At 56.0% G+C, this 19,297-nt stretch carries 14 protein-coding genes; 2 read left to right on the top strand and 12 right to left on the bottom strand.

Going from position 1 to position 19,297, the window contains the following annotated elements; all coding sequences use genetic code 11:
• Positions 1 to 85 precede the first annotated feature (85 nt).
• Together AC23NW_RS05070 and AC23NW_RS05065 are read right to left on the bottom strand one after the other, a co-directional pair.
• The gene (locus AC23NW_RS05070) at positions 86 to 2,851 is read right to left on the bottom strand and encodes an ATP-binding protein (protein ID WP_487448106.1); all 2,766 of its coding nucleotides are present in this window, start codon (positions 2,849 to 2,851) and stop codon (positions 86 to 88) included.
• Positions 2,852 to 3,031: 180 nt separating this feature from the next.
• The gene (locus AC23NW_RS05065; RefSeq protein WP_487448105.1) at positions 3,032 to 6,379 is read right to left on the bottom strand and encodes a beta strand repeat-containing protein; all 3,348 of its coding nucleotides are present in this window, start codon (positions 6,377 to 6,379) and stop codon (positions 3,032 to 3,034) included.
• Positions 6,380 to 6,507: 128 nt separating this feature from the next.
• Here AC23NW_RS05065 and AC23NW_RS05060 point away from each other — a divergent pair, with 128 nt between their 5' ends.
• On the top strand, positions 6,508 to 6,633 hold the full coding sequence (locus tag AC23NW_RS05060) for a hypothetical protein (RefSeq protein ID WP_487448103.1): 126 nt from the start codon (positions 6,508 to 6,510) through the stop codon (positions 6,631 to 6,633).
• A gap of 47 nt (positions 6,634 to 6,680) precedes the next feature.
• On the opposite strand, the gene AC23NW_RS05055 is transcribed toward AC23NW_RS05060, so the two are convergent.
• The 10 genes from AC23NW_RS05055 to AC23NW_RS05010 form a co-directional block, all read right to left on the bottom strand.
• Positions 6,681 to 7,661, bottom strand: coding sequence for a family 43 glycosylhydrolase (locus AC23NW_RS05055; protein WP_487448101.1), 981 nt, complete (start codon positions 7,659 to 7,661; stop codon positions 6,681 to 6,683).
• Between the two features lie 86 nt (positions 7,662 to 7,747).
• Positions 7,748 to 8,431, bottom strand: coding sequence for a DUF3823 domain-containing protein (locus AC23NW_RS05050; RefSeq protein WP_487448099.1), 684 nt, complete (start codon positions 8,429 to 8,431; stop codon positions 7,748 to 7,750).
• Between the two features lie 7 nt (positions 8,432 to 8,438).
• Positions 8,439 to 10,289 carry a RagB/SusD family nutrient uptake outer membrane protein gene (locus AC23NW_RS05045; protein ID WP_487448098.1) on the bottom strand — a complete coding sequence of 617 codons (1,851 nt, stop codon included), beginning with the start codon at positions 10,287 to 10,289 and terminating at the stop codon, positions 8,439 to 8,441.
• 41 nt (positions 10,290 to 10,330) lie between these two features.
• Positions 10,331 to 13,420 (bottom strand): SusC/RagA family TonB-linked outer membrane protein, encoded by a 3,090-nt coding sequence (locus tag AC23NW_RS05040; RefSeq protein ID WP_487448339.1) that lies wholly within the window; start codon positions 13,418 to 13,420, stop codon positions 10,331 to 10,333.
• 451 nt (positions 13,421 to 13,871) lie between these two features.
• Positions 13,872 to 14,867, bottom strand: a complete 996-nt coding sequence (locus AC23NW_RS05035) for a FecR family protein (protein WP_487448097.1) — start codon at positions 14,865 to 14,867, stop codon at positions 13,872 to 13,874.
• A gap of 56 nt (positions 14,868 to 14,923) precedes the next feature.
• On the bottom strand, positions 14,924 to 15,586 hold the full coding sequence (locus tag AC23NW_RS05030; RefSeq protein WP_293836985.1) for an RNA polymerase sigma-70 factor: 663 nt from the start codon (positions 15,584 to 15,586) through the stop codon (positions 14,924 to 14,926).
• 579 nt (positions 15,587 to 16,165) lie between these two features.
• Positions 16,166 to 16,912, bottom strand: coding sequence for a hypothetical protein (locus tag AC23NW_RS05025; RefSeq protein WP_487448095.1), 747 nt, complete (start codon positions 16,910 to 16,912; stop codon positions 16,166 to 16,168).
• 49 nt (positions 16,913 to 16,961) lie between these two features.
• Positions 16,962 to 17,891: a DUF4097 family beta strand repeat-containing protein gene (locus AC23NW_RS05020; protein WP_487448093.1), complete on the bottom strand. Its 930-nt coding sequence runs from the start codon at positions 17,889 to 17,891 to the stop codon at positions 16,962 to 16,964.
• Positions 17,888 to 18,487, bottom strand: coding sequence for a hypothetical protein (locus tag AC23NW_RS05015; protein WP_487448092.1), 600 nt, complete (start codon positions 18,485 to 18,487; stop codon positions 17,888 to 17,890). The genes AC23NW_RS05020 and AC23NW_RS05015 overlap by 4 nt, the downstream gene beginning before the upstream one ends.
• Positions 18,484 to 19,032 (bottom strand): RNA polymerase sigma factor, encoded by a 549-nt coding sequence (locus tag AC23NW_RS05010; protein ID WP_487448090.1) that lies wholly within the window; start codon positions 19,030 to 19,032, stop codon positions 18,484 to 18,486. Before AC23NW_RS05010 ends, AC23NW_RS05015 begins: the two co-directional genes overlap by 4 nt.
• An 11-nt stretch (positions 19,033 to 19,043) precedes the next feature.
• Here AC23NW_RS05010 and AC23NW_RS05005 point away from each other — a divergent pair, with 11 nt between their 5' ends.
• The gene (locus AC23NW_RS05005; protein WP_487448088.1) at positions 19,044 to 19,217 is read left to right on the top strand and encodes a hypothetical protein; all 174 of its coding nucleotides are present in this window, start codon (positions 19,044 to 19,046) and stop codon (positions 19,215 to 19,217) included.
• The last annotated feature ends 80 nt before the right edge of the window (positions 19,218 to 19,297 follow it).

Here is a 19,297-nt window from a genome sequence, read left to right as displayed (position 1 = left end):
TTTGTGTAGACCAAAACTAGCTGACCGGCAACCGGCCGATTGTCAATTTCCGGACAAATCCTGTTGATTTCCGGACATAATCCGCTTAGCTGCGTAAATCTTCCTGACCGGACGCTTCTTTCTGCTGCCGGACATAGTCCGAAGGCGTCAGTCCGGAATATTCCCGGAATACACGGCTGAAATAGGACAGGTTGTCGAATCCCGCCCGGTAGGCCGTTTCGCTCGGACTCAGTCCCGCCTGCAGCCATTCCGCAGCACGGCGGAGGCGGTAGGTACGAATTACCTCCCCGGCGGTCATATTCAGCAAGGCATTCAATTTGCGCGTCAGGGTGCGGCTGCTCATGGCCAGCGACGTTGCCAGTTGCTCCACGTCAAACTCTGTATTGTCGAGCTGCCGGTCAATCTGCCGGTATAGCTCATCAACAAACGCCTGTTGCTGCACGGTAAAAACAGGTTCCGGAGCCGCAACAGTCATTTCGCCCGCCGGCCGGAGCACCTGCCCGCGGAAGTAGGCGCGGATAATCTGTTGCCGGGCCAGCAGATTCTGCACCCTGATCAGTAATTCCTGCGCTACAAACGGCTTGGTCAGGTAATCATCAGCGCCGGTTCCGAGCCCCTGCAACCGGTCATCGAGGGCGGCCCGGGCGGTCAGCATCACTACAGGTATGTGGCTGGTTGCCTGCTCCTGCCGCAGGTACCGGCACAAGGTCATCCCGTCGAGTTCCGGCATCATCACATCGGTAACGATCAGGTCAGGCACCGTCTGCCGGGCCAGGTCAAGCCCCTTCTGCCCGTCGGTCGCTTCCACAATCCGGTAGTGCGGGCTCAGGATCGACCGTACATAGACACGGAGGTCGTCGTTGTCCTCCACGATAAGCACCACGGGCCGGCCGGTGGCTTCGTCTGCTTCCGGCAGGGGCGCTGCCAGCTCGCCGGTCGCCGCCGGAACCGGCTGCACCGGCAACCCTGTGTCGGCGGGACCGGTCACTGTACCCGGACCGGACAAAGCCCGCAGCGACAGACTAACGGTAAAGGTTGTCCCGACGCCCAACCGGCTATCGGCCGTAATGCTGCCGCCGAGCAGCCGTACCAGTTCCCGCACCAGCGCCAGCCCGACACCCGTTCCTTCGTAGCCACGCCGCTGACTGGCATCAACCTGGTAAAACCGGTCGAAGATAAACGGCAGATGTTCCGGCGCAATGCCCGGACCGGTATCCGCCACGGTGAGCAGTAAGCCCGCTTCACTGTAGGTCACCGTCACAGCCACTGATCCGCCGGCCTGCGTAAATTTCAGCGCATTGGCGACGAGGTTGTTTGTCACTTTCTCCAGTTTATCCGCGTCATACTCAGCCATAACTTCCGGATGGCTCTGGTTCAGCGACAGCTCAATCCGGCGGCTGACGGCCAGCGACTCAAAAGAGAGCACCCACATCCGGAACTCAGCTACCAGATTGCCCGGCCGCAGATCGGGCTGCAGCTGCCCGTTATCAAGTTTGGCCAGGTCCAGCAACTGATTAATCAATGTCTGCAACCGGGTGGCATTCCGGTACATGATCCGGTACAGCTCCTCGGCGGGGAAGCGCTTCACCAGATCATTGAGCGGCCCGATGAGCAGCGTCAGCGGGGTGCGGAATTCATGGGAAATATTGGTAAAGAAGCGGGTTTTGAGCGCATCCAGCTCAACCAGTTTTTCGGCTTCGACTTTCTCCGTAAAGAGTGCCTTTTCCGTTGCGAGCCGTTTTTGTTCGGCCCCCTCAATGATTTTTCCCAGCACCAGCGCCAGCGCCACAATTTCGAGGAAGTTGGTCGCATAAATCACGGGGTAAATCCAGTCATAGTCAATGATACCCAGCGACCGCAGGTTCAGGAAAATAAACGGCACAAGGGTAATAAAACACGGTATGAGCAGGTATGTGTTCATCGGCACCCGCCGCAACAGGGCATGGCAGCAGATGGCAATCAGGAAGACTTCGGTAAACAGAAACAGGTAATTGTTCCCCTGCAGCAGGTACATCCTCGGTACGAATGCATGCAGGGTCAGTTGCAACACGCTGACGGCCACGATGCCGAAAAAGACCGGACGCAGGGCCGGGTAATGCCTCCGTACCGACAGCAGCGAATAAATAAACAGCGTGTATGTAGCGGGCATCAGCTCGAAAAACGCCACGTTGAAGAAACTGGCCACGGCAGGGTACGCGCTCAGCAGATTACCCGTTACCCCGAATGACCCGAGTACCGAGGCCGTTACAATCACCGTATGAAAAACATACCACCGGAAAGAGCTGTCCTGAACATACCGCGCCAGAATAACATTGTAAAAAACCCGCAGCAGCTGAATCCCGATAACCAGCCACACCATGGCCAGGCTCCCCGGCAGGCTGTCGATGTAGGCCTGATAGGTCATGAGGGTCAGCTGTCCGTTGATGGATTCGCTGGCTTCGAGGCGCAGGTAATACGTCTGCGGACGGGTCACCGCACCGAGCGAATACGCCGGAAACAGCCCCTTATAGGCTTTCTGGTCGGCCGGCGTCTTCAATCCCCCTTTTAACAGGGCCCAGGTGCTGTCTGTCTGCGGAACGTAGAGGTCAATGTGATCGCGCAGGCCATCGCTCCAGAGCAGGTACCATTGCCGGTCCTCCGGTGCGGTGCCGGGATCGAGTGTAAAGCGGAACCAGAAAATCTGTTTTGAAAAACCAAACTGAAACGATTGCTCACGGTGGGGTATAAACGTCTGCTGCCGGACCTGCTCAAACGAAAGCGTCCCTGCCGGATCGGCAAAGACCGATACCGACGGGCATAGATTGAGGACTTCCGTATCAGGTTTCAGGGAAACCGGCTGTGCTGTTGTCACACCACATGCCAGCAAAAAAAACAGGATCAAACAGACATTACTCCGCATACAGTCAGGCAACCGGGTAAACGATCCTATCTTACGTTACCGGTTCTGGCAAAGTACGATAAAATCATTTACCCGGATTGACCCTGATGCACAAAAAAGTTAATCCGCCGCTGTAACCGGTTGACTCCTGCCCTACCGGCAGGCTGTACCGGACACCTCAGTGGTAAAGGTTGCGGTACAACTGCCGCTGTACACGGTCAGGGTATACACTCCCGGCTGCCGCACATTGAGCCCGGTGACGGAGTACGTCCCGGCGTTCCGGTAAACGGTTGAATAGACATACCCCGACGGACCGGTCATCACAAAACGGTCGCCGGTGGCAGTGGCGAGCAGTTGTACACTACAGTTGCCCGGCCCGATGGCCCCGCTTGCCCGGAAGCCGGTTGCCGCAGGCGGAAGCCCGCACGGCAGGGGCAGGGAAGTTGTCTGCGACTCATAGGCACCCATGTCCACCCGTCCGCCGACAATGCGGGGCGCGCCTGCCAGATCGGTAGCGGGCAGGGCCGTGGCCGAATAAGGGCCGGCCGCTACTGTCAGGCTGGCTATATCGCCGGCGTTAATGGCCACCGAACCGGTTGCAAGCTGCAGGTCACTCCCACTCACAAACGGAGAAGTACTGGTGGTGAGGGTACCGAGACCGCTGATTACCCCCGATGCGGTAAGCCCCTCCGGCTCGATCAGGCTGTAGCGAAGTGTATTGGTAAAAACCTCACTATTTGTTGAATACAGGGTATTGCTGCCCCCGTTACCAAACAAGATCGTATTGACCAAGTTTGTACTGCCGGATTCTACAAATACGGCTCCACCGGTAGTTGCCGTATTGCTGTAGACCGAACAGTTTATCAATGTTGGTCTGGAATCTGAACTACAGTGAAAAGCGCCGCCGGCGACTGCCGAATTTTGTCGGAACAGGCAGTTAATCAGTTTCGGGTTTTGTCCTGCAAAAGCAATACCACCTCCCCGATTGGCGGTATTGCCTTGAAATATGCAGTCGGTCAGTACATCTCCGGAATTAGTAAATTTTATTGCTCCACCGTCAAAGGCGGCTGAATTATCGCGGAACACACAACGGATCATCGTAAACGATTCTCCCTGTCTGTAAGCATCTATTGCTCCACCAGAAGTACCGGCCGTATTATACTGAAACACACAGTCGGACAGTGCTATATAGCCGTTAGTAGAGATCGCTCCCCCTATACTAGAGGCTGAATTGTACTCAAACCGGCAGCCGCTCACAATCATCTTGCCGGTAGAACCATTGGCCATTACTATCGCACCGCCACTTCCGGCCGAGTTATGTAAAAATGCACAGTTCATCAGGACTGGTTTATTGCTGGTAGAAGGAGTATAAACAGCCCCTCCCACCTTTGCCGTATTCTGCATGAATAAACAGTTTTGTACCGTCGGGCTGCTATCTTCAATGAACATCCCTCCGCCAGCACCAGTATAGTTATCTCCATTTGCATTACCAGCGGTTATAACAAAGCCATCCAGTACGGCGGTAGTAGTTAAGCCTTCAGGGCTGCTGAGTACATGGAAGCTGTTATCGGTTTGATTGTCAGCAATCCCGATGTCGCCGGACAATGTACTGCTACTGAACTGCCCTACCATCGGGTTCTGCACCGGCCGGCCGCTAAGGGTCGTTTCGCTGCCCGTAAAGCCCCCGTATATCGCCACATCCTTAGCCATGACAAAACTAACCGTCCGGCTGTCAGGGCCGGTGTAGACGGTCGGTTTATACAGCCCCTGCGCCACCCATACCTGAGCACCACAGGCTGTCGCAACCTGAATAGCCGTTTGCAGGGCGGTGCCGGAGAAGGCCTGACTCCAGCTAGTTCCGTTCTGCGCACCTGCCCCGTTCTGTGTCACATATACCACCGTGTTACAGGCAGGAATTACCACCGTTACCCCGGCAACGGCCGAACAACTGCCGGTAGTCCCCGTAACGGTATACGGACCGGCTACACTCACGGAGATGGCAGCTGTAGCGTCGCCCGTCGACCAGTGGTACGATCCGGCACCCGAGGCGGTCAGCGTCGTGCTCTGACCAGGTAGTATAAACAGTGACGGTGTCGCGGCAATGTTTATGACCGGCGGGCCCGTCAGTGTCAGCGGGATGGGTACGCTCAGATTACCCGCCCCGTCCTGTACCGTAACCGTGTATGAACCGGCGGTCGTGACAGCGACGGTATAGGGTGATGCACCGGCCAGGGCGGTAAAATTGCCCGCATCCGTCAGCCGGTAGGCATAGCCGCTGCCCGTACCGCCCGTTACCGTCAGCGAAAAACCGCCCGACCCGTTACAGGCGACCGAGACACTTCCGATAGTCGTAACCAGCGGTGTTACCTGCGATTCAAAGGCGCCAATATCGCGCCGGGTATCGAAAACGGCCAGCCCCCGCTGATCGGGATCAGTGCTGGCGGGCGGGCCGGCGTTGATGGCCGGTCCCGAACTGACGAGGGCGTGCGTGGGGGTAATTCCGTCGTTGGCAGCCAGAACCGGATTCAGGACTGCCGATGCCGGTACGCCCGTAACATTGCCCGTCGTCACAGCATCCAGCGTCGCTCCTGCCGGGTTTCCGATCAGGTTATACCCGGTCGATGAATTGAAGCCGCTCAGGATATCCTGTCCGCCGCCGGATGAGGTATTACCCGCGATCAGGCAGTTATTGATCGTTACCCGGGCATCGCCGTTACCGCCATAAATTGCCCCGCCATCCGCATCGCCCGGCGAGGTGGTCACGCCTACAGCCCGGTTTTGGGTAAAGGTACTGTTGCTGATGGTCAGGCTACCGACTGACGCCTCAATCGCCCCACCGGCACGGGCTGTATTGCCGCTAAAAGTACAGTTATCGATCAGGCCACCCTCGCTGCTGCTTTTATGAATCGCCCCGCTGTTACTGATGGCGGTATTGCCGGCGAAGGTGCTGTTGGTAATTGTAAACGATCCGGCTGCCTGATAGAATGCCCCGCCGAAATTATTGGCTTTGTTGTCATGGAAATAACAGTAGGCCAGCCGCAGGGTTCCTCCGCCAAGGCTGATTGCTCCGCCACTTCCGGTGGTATATCCGTTGGCAAAGCTGAGGTAACGGGCCGTCAGGGTTGCGGAGCCGGGTATACTCAGGATCGTAAAATCGCCGGACGGGCCACCGCCGTTCAGGGTAATGGCGGTTGTGGTGGCCGACGGGCCGGTGATGGTTACGTCTTTGCCGGCCGGCGCCACCAGTGAACTGTTCAGCGCAATAGTACCCGACACCGTAAAGGTAATGGTAAAGGTGCCCGGTGCGCTGCTGCCGCCAATATCGGCCAGCGCCTGGCGCAGGGTACCGGGTCCACTATCGCCGGTATTGGTCACCTGAATGATTGTCTGTCCGTAACCGGACTGATAAAATCCCCAGAAAAGCAGGGTTAGCCAGCTAATGCGCAAAAGTAATACGCGGTCTGCCCGGCAGGAGCCTGAAATGTACGTAATGATCGACATAGATAAGAAATATAAGCCTGTGTTAGGGGCGTAAAGGTCCTTAACTGGTCTCTCCTGCCTTGTCAATTTCCGGACAAATCCTGTTGATTTCCGGACAAAGCGGCTTGTGGGGCCACATTTAAATCTGCATGATCCTGTTTTACGTACTGATTCCGCACGTCACCAGCACCTTTACGGCTTCGTTCCGCAACGCCTGCGGCTATGAAAGTACCGACTCCCGCACGTTTATCGTGGGTGGTACAGCCTGCCAGTAATCGCTGAATCATTCTCCGGATACTGTTCAGTGTCCGGAGAATAATGTCTATTTCACCACCGGCCAGCCCTCTGCATCCCAGTCGAGCGGCCGGATCAGCAGCTTCGATTTGCCGTTGTCGGCCGCGTCGTAGCCGTGGTAGACGAGGAAATCCGCGCCGTCGAAGGTATAGACAGCGTTATGGCCTACACCATACCAGTTCGGGTCTCCCTCCAGTAGCAACGATCCGCCGCCCAGCACCAGCTTTCTGCCGGTTTTATCGACATACGGCCCCGTGACCTTGTCGGCCCGGCCGACCATCATTTTGTAGGTGCTCTGCGGCCCCTTGCAGCAATAGTCAACGGAGACAAACAGGTAATAGTAGTTGTTTTTGCGGAAGATAAACGGCGCTTCTATCGCTCCGTCACCGGCCTGCGTATCGTCGGCGCCGTTGCTGCGTTTACGGCTGGCGAGCGTCACCCACTGCTGCGGTTCGGCAACGGCTTTCCGGTCATCGCGGAGCCGGACCAGTTTGATCCCGTCCCAGAACGAGCCGAAGGCCAGCCACGGCGTACCGTCCTGATCCACAATCAGGTTGGGGTCGATGGCATTCCAGTTATCACGCCCCGGTACCGACTGTACCACCATGCCGTGGTCCTGCCAGCCAAACGCCGGATCTGCCGGATTCAGCGTCCTGTTGGTGGCCACACCGATACACGACGTGTTTTTCCCGAACGCTGACACGGAATAATAGAGGTAATACAGGCCGTTATGAAACGAAATGTCGGGTGCCCACGTATGCCCCCGATAGCCAGGCACGGCCTTGACGGCCCACTCCGGCGGTGTACTGAATACCGGTTTTTCGGCTTTCCACGTTAGCCGGTCGCGCGACGACCAGACCGAAATACCCCGCCCCGTGGCAAAGGCATAGTAGGTACTGTCCTGCCGGATCATGACGGGATCGTGGATTGGAATCCGCGCCGGTACGGTCTGGGCACCGGCAAATGCCCCGACGCTCAGAAGGATTAGTAAGGTAGCAGTGATACGCATCTTGTTGTGTTCGGGAACAAATAACCCCTCACCTGAAACCGGCGAGGGGTTACACAATCATCTTCTAATCTACTCCAATTAGGTCTTTATTTCAACTGTATTTTCTGTACAGGTGAATACAGCATTTCGGCAACGCCGACGGTCTTCACGCCGATCCGGCCGTATACAACCGATTTGCTGGCCACCGACGACGGGATGTTCATCGTAAAGCTCAGCTCCTTTGACAGATCAGCCAGGTCGGCGCCGGTTTTGCTGACGTTGCCCGCGTTGTTGTTAATATCCACGAACTGGGTTGACCCCACATACAGCGTTACCCGCTCAATGGCCCGTGTCGTCAGCACCTGGTTGATTTTGCAGGTGGAGGTAATGGCGGTACCGGCTTTCTGGAACTTCTCGTTGCCCACGGTGAAATACGGCTGTACCGGTACGTCAATCGTCGCTGAGCCACGGACCTGTACGTCAATGGTATCCGTGTTGTCAACCCACGGGCCGTTGCCGCGCAGCCGCACCAGTTTGTAATTGCCGTCGAAAACGGTGGCCGAAAACGACCCGTCCTGATCGACATAGACCGGAATTTTGGTAAACAGCTGGTAGCCCCGCTGCCATAATTCGAGCTGCACCCCGTTTGAGCGTACGCCTATGGGTTGGCTCTGGTACACCACACGACCATTGATGGTGGCCTTCGGTTCGGCATAGTTATCTTTTTCACACCCCGTCAGCAGGCCCGCAAGCGCCATCAGTGCCGGGAAAATCAAGTGCTGGAATTTCATAACTGGATCAGTGGAATGGGTTTCTGACAATTTTAGGGTTGTTGTTGATCACCGCCTGGTCGATCGACGAGTAGTAGTTGCCCATCTGGAACAACCGCGGTGCCCGGAAGCGCGGAGCGGTCAGTTTCACGAAGACATACTTCCCGTCGCGGGCATCGCCGGGGCGGACAATGCGGTACGGATACAGCGCCGACATCACCGCATCGGGGTTGGTCGGGCTGCCGTTCCAGACCTCGTGGGCAATCCGCCAGCGCATCAGATCCCATACGCGGTGATCTTCAAAAGCCAGCTCGACGCGCCGCTCGTTCTGAATCCGCGCTAAGGTAAGCGCAGTCAGGCTGTTGGGACCGAAACCGGCGCGCTCGCGGACCCGGTTGATGTAGGTCAGCGCCTCGGCCGTCTGCCCCAGTTCGAAGGCAGCTTCACCGGCATTCAGCAGTACCTCACCCAACCGGAAACGCACCCACCACATGTCGCTACGGATACCCCGTGTGCTCGACAACGGCGCCGGATCAATGTATTTCCGCAGGTAAAAGCCGGTGTTGGACACTTCGGTCTGTGACCGCTGCGGCCCCGACGCACCCGTCAGCAGTCTGCCGTCGGTGTAGGTCGATCCCAGCACATTCGACTCGATGGTCTGATAGCTGTTACTGGCTGCATTCCAGACCATAACACCCGCCTGAATCTGCACTTCCGCACCCTTAAACGACGTGCCCGGATAAATGACCGTGCCATACAGCCGGGCATCCTTATTGGCAAATACATCGCTCAGTTTGTCGTAATAGATAAAATCCTTGTCGTCGGCCGTCCGGGTTTTGAGGGTACCGGCCGTACCGTCGAGGTATTCGTAAGCTTCCACCAGGTTCAGCGTCGGCGTAACGTTCGAGGAGCTCAGGTTATCCTCGCGGATGTTCCGGGCAATGTTGTCGTAACTGAAGCCGTGGCGCTTGTCCTTGGCCGTCAGAAAGTCCTTGGCCATGATCACCTCTGCGTTGTTGATCTTCTTGGTGATCGCCTCGAAGAAGTTTTCGCCGGCGTTCGGGTTCACGCGGTACAGCGAGTAGTTGCCGGTGGTGATGATCTCCTTCGAGGCCGCCAGCGACTTGGTGTAGTAATCGGTTGCCCGTGCTGCCGGAATACCAACTTCACCGCCGGGGGTCGTAATCGGAGCACCCATCCGGTTGTTGTATTTGGCAATCGACGCCGCATAGAGCATCGCCCGGCTTTTCAGCGCCAGCGCGGTAAACTTATTCGCCCGCGTGTTGCTGCCGGCATTGCCCAGCTGCTCCTTGATCGCATCGAGTTCGCTGGCAATGAAGTCATATACCGCTTCCTCTTTCGCCCGTGGCTGCTGCAACGGGGTCGGGTCGCCGCTGAAGTCGTAAATCAGCTGCTTCGTAATGAGCGGCACGCCTCCCATCCGCTTCACCAGCTCGAAATACTGATACGCCCGCAGGAAGCGTAGCTCGGCCGAAAACAGCGTTTTCTGGCTGGCAGTCAGCGTGGTGCCGTATTTCTCGATGCTTTCAAGCGCCAGGTTAATGTCGCGGATCAGGCCGTAGTCCCACAACCGCCAGCGGTCAAACGGATACGAAACAATGTTGTTCCGCGCATCGTCGTTCCCCGACCACATGGCTTCGTCGTAGGCCGCGAACTCCGCCCAACCCACATCAATCTGCGAGTGGGCCGGTAGCCGGTCGTAGTAGTTGGCCAGCAAACCGGTGATCATGTTCGGATCGTTCCAGACTTGTTCTTCAAGGATAATGTTCGGCGGCTGCCGTTCGAGCCACTCCTCCTTACAAGCCGTTACGGGTGCGGCCAGGGCCGCTATGATGAGTAATTTCTGAAATTTTTTCATGGAGAATAAAGGGCCTTTCACGTTCATCGTTCCGGAATCGTTTAGAATGTCAGGTTGAAACCGGTGTTAAACAGCCGCTGCTGCGGATACACCAATGCACCGTTCGACGAAATTTCAGGGTCGATGCCGAGCGATTTCACGTTGTCGAATGAAAACAGGTTGGTCGCATTCACATAGACTTTCATCTGGTTGACACCGAACTTACGCGTGAAGACAACCGGCAGGTTGTAGCCCAGTTCGAGGTTACGGAGCCGCACATAGCGTACGTTGGTTGTCCAGAAATCACTACGACGGCTGAAATTCACGTGGCTGGTATTGTCTTTCCGGATGGCCGGATACGTGCCTTCCACCCACGGGCTGTCGGCATTGTACGGATCGGCGCGGTGCCAGCGATCTTCAAACATGTAGTTCGGCGATGTACCGTTGTTCTGGAACGGAATCTTCATTTCCACTTCGCGGCGGAACGATTGCAGGGAAGCGCCCGCAAAGTCGACCTGGAGCGTAAAGCCTTTGTAGCCAAAGTTTAAGCTGCCGCCGAAGCTCAGGTACGGGTTGGCACCTTCGGCATAACCGATTGGCCGCTCGTCGAGGCCGTTGATGATGCCGTCGCCGTTCACGTCCTTGTAGATAAAGTCGCCCGGCAGCTGGGTCCGGTTGCCCTGTCCGTCGTTGTTAATATCGTAGTTATCAATCTCTTCCTGCGACTTGAAGCGGCCGATCACCTGATAGCCCCAGTTCACGCTTGCCCACCGGTCAACGGCGGAGTTCCGGTATTCGTCCCATGCGTTGCCGAAGCGTGGCTTGTACTGGCTGAGGTTACGCAGCCTGGAGATCGTGGCGTTACCGCTTACCGAGAAATCAATGTCGCGGACTTTGCTGCGGTAGGTCAGTACCCCTTCCAGACCACGGTGTGCGTCCGAGTTAAGGTTTTCGTTCGGCAGCGTGTAGCCTACTTCACTAGGCAGCAGCACGTCATACCGGGCGGCCGGCAGACCGGTCCGGCGGCGCTCAAACAGGTCAAACTGACCCGACAGTTTTGAATTCAGCAAGGCAAAATCAACCCCGATGTTCGACGAAATGTTGGTCACCCACGACAGGGTTGTGATCGGCAGACCGCGCGGCCGTACCCCAATGACGTAGTTCCCGTTGAAAATGGCGCTGCCTTGCAGGAAGTTGTAGCCCGGCAGGTAGCTGAACGGTGCCACAATAAAGCCGTCGTTGATCAGGTCACTACCCGTTTTGCCGTACGAGGCCCGGAGCTTCAGTTCGTTCAGCACCTTGGTGCGGCCCTGCATAAACGGCTCTTCAGTAATCCGCCATCCCGCCGACACGCCCGGGAAGAAGCCGTAGCGTTTGCCCGGCGCAAACAGGAACGATCCGTCATAACGACCCAGTACCTCAAGCAGATAGCGCTGCTTGTAGTTATAATTTACCCGGCCGATATAGCCCGCCCGCGCCTGCACGTTCCATTCGTCGATCAGCAAGTCCTGGTTGGCGAACGACATCAGCGGAATGTAGTTGTTCGGCGGCACCGTGTGGACCACCAGGTATTTGTTGTCCGAGTCGGTACGTTCGTAAGCGGCTACTGCCGAGATACCATGTACGCCAAACTGCTTGTTATAACTCAGCTGCAACTGGGCAAAGCGGTCGGAGACGTTCCGCTTCCGGCGTTCGCGCCACGGGTTCTGGTTACCACCGCCCGGCACCAGGTTGTAGGCATCGTTTTTGGCGTCGTAGGTATAGGCGTTGTAGGTGTATTCGAACCCGTCGAAATCGAAGTTGGTGAAGTTATACGAATACGTCGCCTTGGCGCTCAGCCCGAAATCGAAGTCATACTGGGCGTAGAAGTTGCCCTTGGCCGCCCGCCAGATTTCGTCGATATAGCCCGTTACTTCCTTCTTGTAAGTCGCAGGGTTTACGTTTACGTTGTGGGTCTGGTTGATGTATTTCGGGTTATCGTTGGCATACGGGCGCTCCGTCGGCCACATTGAGAAAATACTCAGGAACGGGTTGAAGTAATCGTCAAGGCCCGGCACCCCGACCTGAAAACGATCTTCCAGACGACCGCTGATCTGAGTACCGACCCGCAGGCGTTTCGACAGACCGGCATCAATGTTTGCCTGGAAGTTGGTCCGGTTAAAGTTATAGTCGCGGATCAAAGCGTCCTGATTCAGGTGGCTCACCGAGAAATAGTAGTTTACACTCTCCGAACCACCCGACGCACTGGCGTTCAGGTAATACTGCGGTACGTTCGGCCGCATAACCATGTCGTAATAGTCAAAGCTCTGGAAGCCTTTTTCGGTATTGGCCTGCCACTTTGCCAGCTCTTCCGGCGTGATGGTCGGCGTAATGCCCCGGTTCTGATCCGATTCGACCAGCGCCCGCACGTGCTGGTAGGCATTGGCCGGGCGCGGATAGCGGGTAAAGTTCTGTAAGCCGTAATAGCCCGACAGGTTGATCGACGTTTTCTGACCGGCCTTACCTTTTTTGGTTGTTACAAGCACAACCCCGTTGGCCGCCCGAAGTCCGTAGATCGCCGCCGACGCATCTTTCAGAATCGAAATACTTTCAATATCATTGATCCCGAGGTTGTTAAACTGCCCTGCATCGGCTGTAATACCGTCGATAACGAACAGCGGTGTACCCATGTTCCGGATCTGGATACTGGTTGACCCGCCCGGACGCGCATCGGCCTGACGGGCAGTAATCCCCTGCACCCGGCCGACCAGCGCACCCGATGTAGTTGCAGCCGGTGTCCGGATAATGTCATCGGCTTTTACATTGCCGACCGCACCGGTCACCGTTCCCCGCGACTGCGTACCGTACCCTACCACCACAACCTCTTCGAGTGTCTGATTGTCAGCCACGAGCGTTACGGCAATCCGCGCATTCGCACCAACAACCACCTCTTTCGACGTGTAGCCCACAAAGCTGAACACCAGAATCGCATTCTGGTCCGGTACACTCATCCGGAACGCGCCGGTAGCATCGGTCGTCACCCCTTTGGTTGTGCCTTTGATCACTACGTTAACGCCCGGCAGGCCGTCGCCTTTTTCGTCGGTTACCGTACCCGTCACCTGAATATCCGCCGCCGACGCAACATCCGGCGAACGCATAGCCAGCGAATTCATGGTCAAGGTGCTGCCCGCCGGCGCCGGTTCGGTCGTCAGCGGTGCCGGGAGGGTATTGGCCAGGCCAGCCACGGGTGCGGCCTTCGTTTGTTTGCGGAAAACCAGGAACGTCTGGTCGCTTACCTGCTTTACCTGCAGGCCGTACGGCTCAACCAGACTGGCCAGCCGGCGGGATAATTTACCGGTAGCCGTCAGCGATTGCCCCGGAACGGTAAGCCCCTGAACGGTCGTTTCTTCAAACAGAATACTCACACGATGTTGCCGGCTCAGGTCGGTCAGCACATCTTTCAACTGCCGCGCCGACGTACCGGACGACTGTATCAGTGCCACGGGTTTGGCCTGCTGCCGGGCCAGTACTACCCGCTGTGCCATACTCGTATGGCAGCAGGAAAGCCCCAGTAGAACCAAAAAGGTCCCTGGTAAGAAAGGTTGGTGCATAGGAGAAGTTAAATTAAAGGGTAAGTGTTCGTAATTCGATATGGTCGTTGGTTCTCGTAATTTTCACATTGAGTAATTCCGATAAGCTCTGCAACAGCTGATCAGCCTTTGTTGCCTTGAAATTGCCGGCAATACGCCGCCGGGCCAGTCCGGAGTCAGGAATGACCACCTGAACACCAAATACCTCATCAATCTGCTGCACCACTTCCGACAAGGATGTATTGTCGAAATGGAACCAGTGATCCTGCCAGGCGAGATACGACTGTGCCGGTGCGGTTTCCGTCAGCTTACCGTGACCGTCCGCATCGACCGTAAAGAGGTTACCAGGCTTCATGTAGAGCTGTTTCCCCTGTGGCAAGTCCAGTTTAATGCTTCCTTTATGGAGGAATACGTGCTGTCCGCGGTTACGGGCGTAAGCCACGAATTCGGTTCCGAGCACTTCGATCTGCACACCGCGTCCCATGTCTACCACAAACCGCTGGTGATCAGGCAGGTGAGCCACCTTGAACACCGCTTCGCCCGTCAGTCTGACCAGCCGGCGGCCCTCAGCGAAGCCAAAACGCGGCACCTGTAGTACCGAATTGGCATTCAGCGTTACGGTTGAGCCGTCAGGCAGCCGGTGCGTGGCGGTTTCACTGAATCCGGTGCGGTAGGTACTGTAGCGCCACTGATCCTGATAGATCAGTCCGCCTCCGGTTGCCAGCAGAATAATCGAAGCGGCAATACTCCACCAGAACCACCGCTGAAACCGGAACGGGCTTTCCGGCGGATCGTACAAGGCCCTGACCCGGCGGGTCCGTTCGCCGTTCAGCTCCTGTCTGTATTGCGTCAGGGCTTCGTCGAGCGGCGGAAAGAACTGCATGTGGCGCGTTTCCCACTCATCGAGATACTGGTAGTACAGTTCTTCATTGGCCGGTATCATCAGCCAGTCTTCAATCAGTTTGCGTTGCAGGGGCGTGGCCTTGCCGTCGAAGAAGTCAAAAAGGATGTCTTTAGGTAGCGGTGTCATTATCATCAGGTTGTTTTGCGGTGTATGGTCTTGAGATCGTGAAAATCCCGCCGCGTTTACAGAATAGATAAGATCACCAGCCCGGACAATCCCAGAAACCAGTCGTTTTTCAGTTCGGCACGGAGGCGGGTAAGCGCCCGGCTGACCAGTGCTTCTACAGCCTTGGTACCGATCTGCATTTCTTCAGCGATTTCCGTGTATTTTTTGCCCTCAATCCGTTTCAGCAGAAACGCCCGCTGACACTGGGCCGGCAGTTGCTGGATAGCGTGTTCAATCTTCTGGTGCAGTTCGGAGTACTGCAATACTTCGTCGGGTTTTAGCGTCGGATCGACGGGCATATCCTCAATGGCGTCCATCGAATCAGTACGTTTGAACTGCCAGGCGAGGTAATTATAGGCCCGGTTCCGGACAGCGCGGTAGAGATATGCCCGGTAGGAGGTGCTGATGTCATCGAACACCCTGCTGTACCAGAAGTTAGCGAACAGCTCAGCCACAATGTCTTCAGCAACTTCCTTCGAATAAACAAACCGGATGGCGTGGTTACAGAGGTTGGTGTAGTACCGGCGAAACAGGAGTTCACAGCCCTTGCGCGGATCGCTGGCAAACGCCTGCCGGAGTACCAGCTCATCGTCCATGACTAAAGCTTCCTTACAAACAGAGGTTCTGAACACAGACGACTGCGTTTTTTCCTGCGAATGCGTTGAGTAAGAAGCGCTCATATAAAATTGTGTTTTTCACCTACAATCGTTGTACTCATCATAGACAAGTAAAGTAAGCGAATCCCTATACTCGCAGGTTAAAAAAACGACCTTTTTTTCTCTATTTTATCATGTTTTTTTGTCGATTAAGCGTATTTTGATCAATATATAGCCAGTTTTACCTGAATGATTAAATCCTCATTAAAGAAATTACGGCGATAGTCAATGCATTTTTAATCAGTGTTATTATGCATGCGGGCTGACACAATTGTAGAGCCGCAACATCTTGCGGCTCGGGGCGGTTGAAGTACCCTGTCAGCTGACGATGGAGTTTGAATAGCTACCGCAACTGTAGAGCCGCAACATCTTGCGGCTCGGGCGGTTGAAGTAGCCTGTGTGCTGACGATGGGGTTGCAATAGCTGACGATGGGGTTTTAAGAAAATGAATATGGATAGCTGACGCAACTGTAGAGCCGCAACATCTTGCGGCTCGGGGCGGTTGAAGTACCCTGTCAGCTGACGATGGGGTTTTAAGAAGAATAGATGTGGATAGCCGGCGCGATATGGCTGGCGCATGCGAAACCGCAACATCTTGCGGCGCTACAGGGCCAAGCCGAAGCAGGACCGGAAAACGGCCTGTACATGCCGCCGGATGCCCGGATCAGGGCCAATGAGGTACCCTGCCCCGAACGAAAAGTTGTAATCAAACCATTTTGTCCGGCGGCTGTGCTGCCCGATCTGTACCGTAATCAGCTGGTTGTAGTGCTTCAGGTTGGTCTGCCAGCGTTCTCCGGTATTCAGCCGGGTAGCCGTGATCCGGTCATGGATAGTCGTTACCAGTAAGGCTGAGATGTAGGTCTGGCGTAAGAAGTTATTCGCGGACTTACCCTTCCGGATCATCCGCATAATGGAAGGATACCAGGCAATGCCGCCAACGCCGTCAAGGCTGTAACCCTTGTATGAAAAGCCGTTTTTCCGGCCACCGGCAAACCCGGCCTGTACGGTCCCGAGCAGTGCCCATGCCGGATGCACCTTATGCTCGACACCGGTTTCCAGCCCATACCAGCTGGTTTGCTCCTGCTCCGGCAACCTGTTTGTTGCAAAGACGGGATGGAGGCTATCTGTGAACCGCAGCACAAACAGTGTCCGTTCTTCACGGCTACGGCTGTACAATTCATCGACAGCCGTTTTTTCGGCTTTTGCACGCTCGGGATCCGTTTTCGCCGAGACAGTCACTGTCTCCTGTGTATACTCCACCCGAACAGTGTCCGGTACGGTCTGTGCCTGCAAAGGCACCAGGCTGCCCGTCATTACGATAAAAAGCGCAAGAGTAACGATGGTTTTCATACGATCAGATTAGTAGTTAGGGTTCAAGTTTCAGCGTAGCGATATCCGTTTATTTCCCCGTTGACGCATTGGTATCCGAAAGCGACTGGATGATCACCGGAGCATAGTCGTTGTCAATCTTTATCAGAGGTTTGCGGCCGGAAACCGGCCAGTCGAAGCGCTGCTGCACGCCCTTTTTCTTCAGAAACTCCCTGAAGCCGTCAGGCACCTGTACTGTGCTGTAAGCCGACTGAACCACATACTGGTACTCCTCGATCCGCTTCGGAATAACCATGATTTCCGTACCGGCCGCGTCAACCTGCAAGCCGTCCAGCGTGGCGGCGTTCGGCCAGATCACCAGCTTACCGTATTTACAGTACAGCTTCACAGTGCCGCCCAGCCCGCGCAGACTGACTTCGGCCTTCTGCGTTTTTCCCGTCAGGACGGCATTCACCTGCCGCCCGTCGATGTCGGCGTACTCCGACACAATGGTCAGCCGGCCACCGACCTCCTCCAGCGTCAACCGGCCAAATTCCAGGTTTACCGACCCCTCACCTGCCCAGTCGGTCAGGCTGATGTCGCCGAATGCATCATTGATCGTCAGTTGCGAACGGGCCGGCACATTTACTTCGAAAACGGCCTTCAGCTGGCTTTTAAGCTTGCCGGCCGCCTGCGGAATCACGAAGCGGTTGGCCAGATCCAGCCCGGTACCGGTCGCCTGCAACGTGTACTGGTGATAGGCCAGCTCCCGCTCAGCCACCGCCCGGTCGGGGTGTTTGGCAATAAGCCGGAGCCGGATACTCACTACGGGCCGGTTCCAGCCCCGTACGATCACATCAGCCTTCTGTGCCATCAGCCGGATGGGTTGTCCGTCGGCATAAGGCAGCTCCTTCTCAATCGTTTTCGTCACGACCTGTACCTGCGTCTGCGCCATCGTTCCTGACCACATGCAGACCAGTAACCACAAGAGCCACCTGCCCGAATACCTGCCTGTTCTCATATCCGTAGTTCGCGTACGAGCTGCTTTGTCACCTCAGCACGCTCATTTTCAATTTTTATCTGTGCCTGTACCAGCGCCGGATCGTTACCGAAAACCGACAGTTTTTCCTCGATTTTCACCTTCCGGTCGTTCAGATCGTCCAGCCGGCCTTTCAGTTCTTTTACCTCCGGGCGGCTACAGGCAGCCACTTCCTGCCGGCAATGCTGCTCAACAAATGTCATGAAGTGGTCATCGGCCGCTGTCTGGTCAGATTGCTGCCATGTCGTTACCGCCGTTTCTGTCGACCAGGCAACCGTTATGTACTCATCCGGCTTCGACAGATTCTGCCACCAGAGCCAGCCCGCCAGTAAGCCGGCCACAGAAGCCGCTCCCAACCACCTTGCTGCCACAGACCAGCCAATCTGCCGTACCGGTGTTTCGCCGGCGGCACCGCTTTCCCCCTCTTGCATCCGTGCCTCCAGCTGTGCCCATACATCGCCGGGGTCATGTTCGGGCAGCTGGCTGAGCAACCGGTCAAGCCGGTCTTCGTGGGTAAGGTCAGCCTCAATGCGGGCCCAGAGGTCAGGGCGCGGGTCATGTTCGGGTAATTGATTCATGATCGTTGAAGCCGTTTTTTCAGCAATTTTTTCGCATAACTAACCTGTGATTTCGACGTTCCCTCCGAAATCTGAAGCATATCCGAGACCTCACGGTGGCTATAGCCTTCTACTTCAATCAGCAGAAACACCGTCCGTGCACCTGCCGGAAGTGCCAGAATAGCGCCCTCCAGCTCCTGCCCCGTCAGCGTGTCCAGCTCCGGTACCGGCTGATCATGCAGGGATTCGTCAAGGCTGATGAACCGGCCTTCGAACTGCTGTTTGCGCAGCGCGTGCCGTACCACAATCGTTTTCATCCATGCCCCCGGCGTCGACTGGTACCGAAACGTATTGAGATTGCGGAAAATGTCCACAAACGCATCCTGTAAGGCATCGTTGGCATGGTCATAATCGTTCAGCAGCCTGAATGCCGTTGAAAACATAGCCCGTTTGTACCGCTCAAACAACGTCCGCTGCGCCATCCGGCGGATCGGCAGCTCCGGGCTCAGACAGCCTTCGATCAGGTCGCGTTCGGATATGTCAGGAGAGGTCGCCAAGCGAAACATTCGGTGGTTAGATGAATTACACCCTAAAGTGCACCGGCAAACCCGAAAAGTTGGAAAGGGGCAAAAAAAATCCTGACCGGCTGATCAGGATTTTCTTCTGTATTGATGAATCGGTTGTAGAGCCGCAACATCTTGCGGCTCGGGCGGTTGAAGTACCCGGTCTGCTGACGATGGGGTTTCAATAGCTGACGCAACTGTAAAACCGCAAAATATTGCGGCTCGGGCGGTTGAAATACCCTGTCTGCTGACGATGGGGTTTCAATAG

The organism is Arsenicibacter sp. R0_47, from assembly GCF_057652235.1.
This window is presented reverse-complemented; position numbering and strand designations above follow the sequence as displayed.

What these genes read in the sequence shown, in the direction of transcription:
- AC23NW_RS05025 (WP_487448095.1), bottom strand. Translation starts at nt 16,912, where the DNA reads ATGAAAACCATCGTTACTCTTGCGCTTTTTATCGTAATGACGGGCAGC.
- AC23NW_RS05030 (WP_293836985.1), bottom strand. Translation starts at nt 15,586, where the DNA reads ATGAGCGCTTCTTACTCAACGCATTCGCAGGAAAAAACGCAGTCGTCT.
- AC23NW_RS05005 (WP_487448088.1), top strand. Translation starts at nt 19,044, where the DNA reads ATGAATTACACCCTAAAGTGCACCGGCAAACCCGAAAAGTTGGAAAGG.
- AC23NW_RS05045 (WP_487448098.1), bottom strand. Translation starts at nt 10,289, where the DNA reads ATGAAAAAATTTCAGAAATTACTCATCATAGCGGCCCTGGCCGCACCC.
- AC23NW_RS05020 (WP_487448093.1), bottom strand. Translation starts at nt 17,891, where the DNA reads ATGAGAACAGGCAGGTATTCGGGCAGGTGGCTCTTGTGGTTACTGGTC.
- AC23NW_RS05015 (WP_487448092.1), bottom strand. Translation starts at nt 18,487, where the DNA reads ATGAATCAATTACCCGAACATGACCCGCGCCCTGACCTCTGGGCCCGC.
- AC23NW_RS05050 (WP_487448099.1), bottom strand. Translation starts at nt 8,431, where the DNA reads ATGAAATTCCAGCACTTGATTTTCCCGGCACTGATGGCGCTTGCGGGC.
- AC23NW_RS05065 (WP_487448105.1), bottom strand. Translation starts at nt 6,379, where the DNA reads ATGTCGATCATTACGTACATTTCAGGCTCCTGCCGGGCAGACCGCGTA.
- AC23NW_RS05040 (WP_487448339.1), bottom strand. Translation starts at nt 13,420, where the DNA reads ATGAATTCGCTGGCTATGCGTTCGCCGGATGTTGCGTCGGCGGCGGAT.
- AC23NW_RS05060 (WP_487448103.1), top strand. Translation starts at nt 6,508, where the DNA reads ATGATCCTGTTTTACGTACTGATTCCGCACGTCACCAGCACCTTTACG.
- AC23NW_RS05035 (WP_487448097.1), bottom strand. Translation starts at nt 14,867, where the DNA reads ATGACACCGCTACCTAAAGACATCCTTTTTGACTTCTTCGACGGCAAG.
- AC23NW_RS05055 (WP_487448101.1), bottom strand. Translation starts at nt 7,661, where the DNA reads ATGCGTATCACTGCTACCTTACTAATCCTTCTGAGCGTCGGGGCATTT.
- AC23NW_RS05010 (WP_487448090.1), bottom strand. Translation starts at nt 19,032, where the DNA reads ATGTTTCGCTTGGCGACCTCTCCTGACATATCCGAACGCGACCTGATC.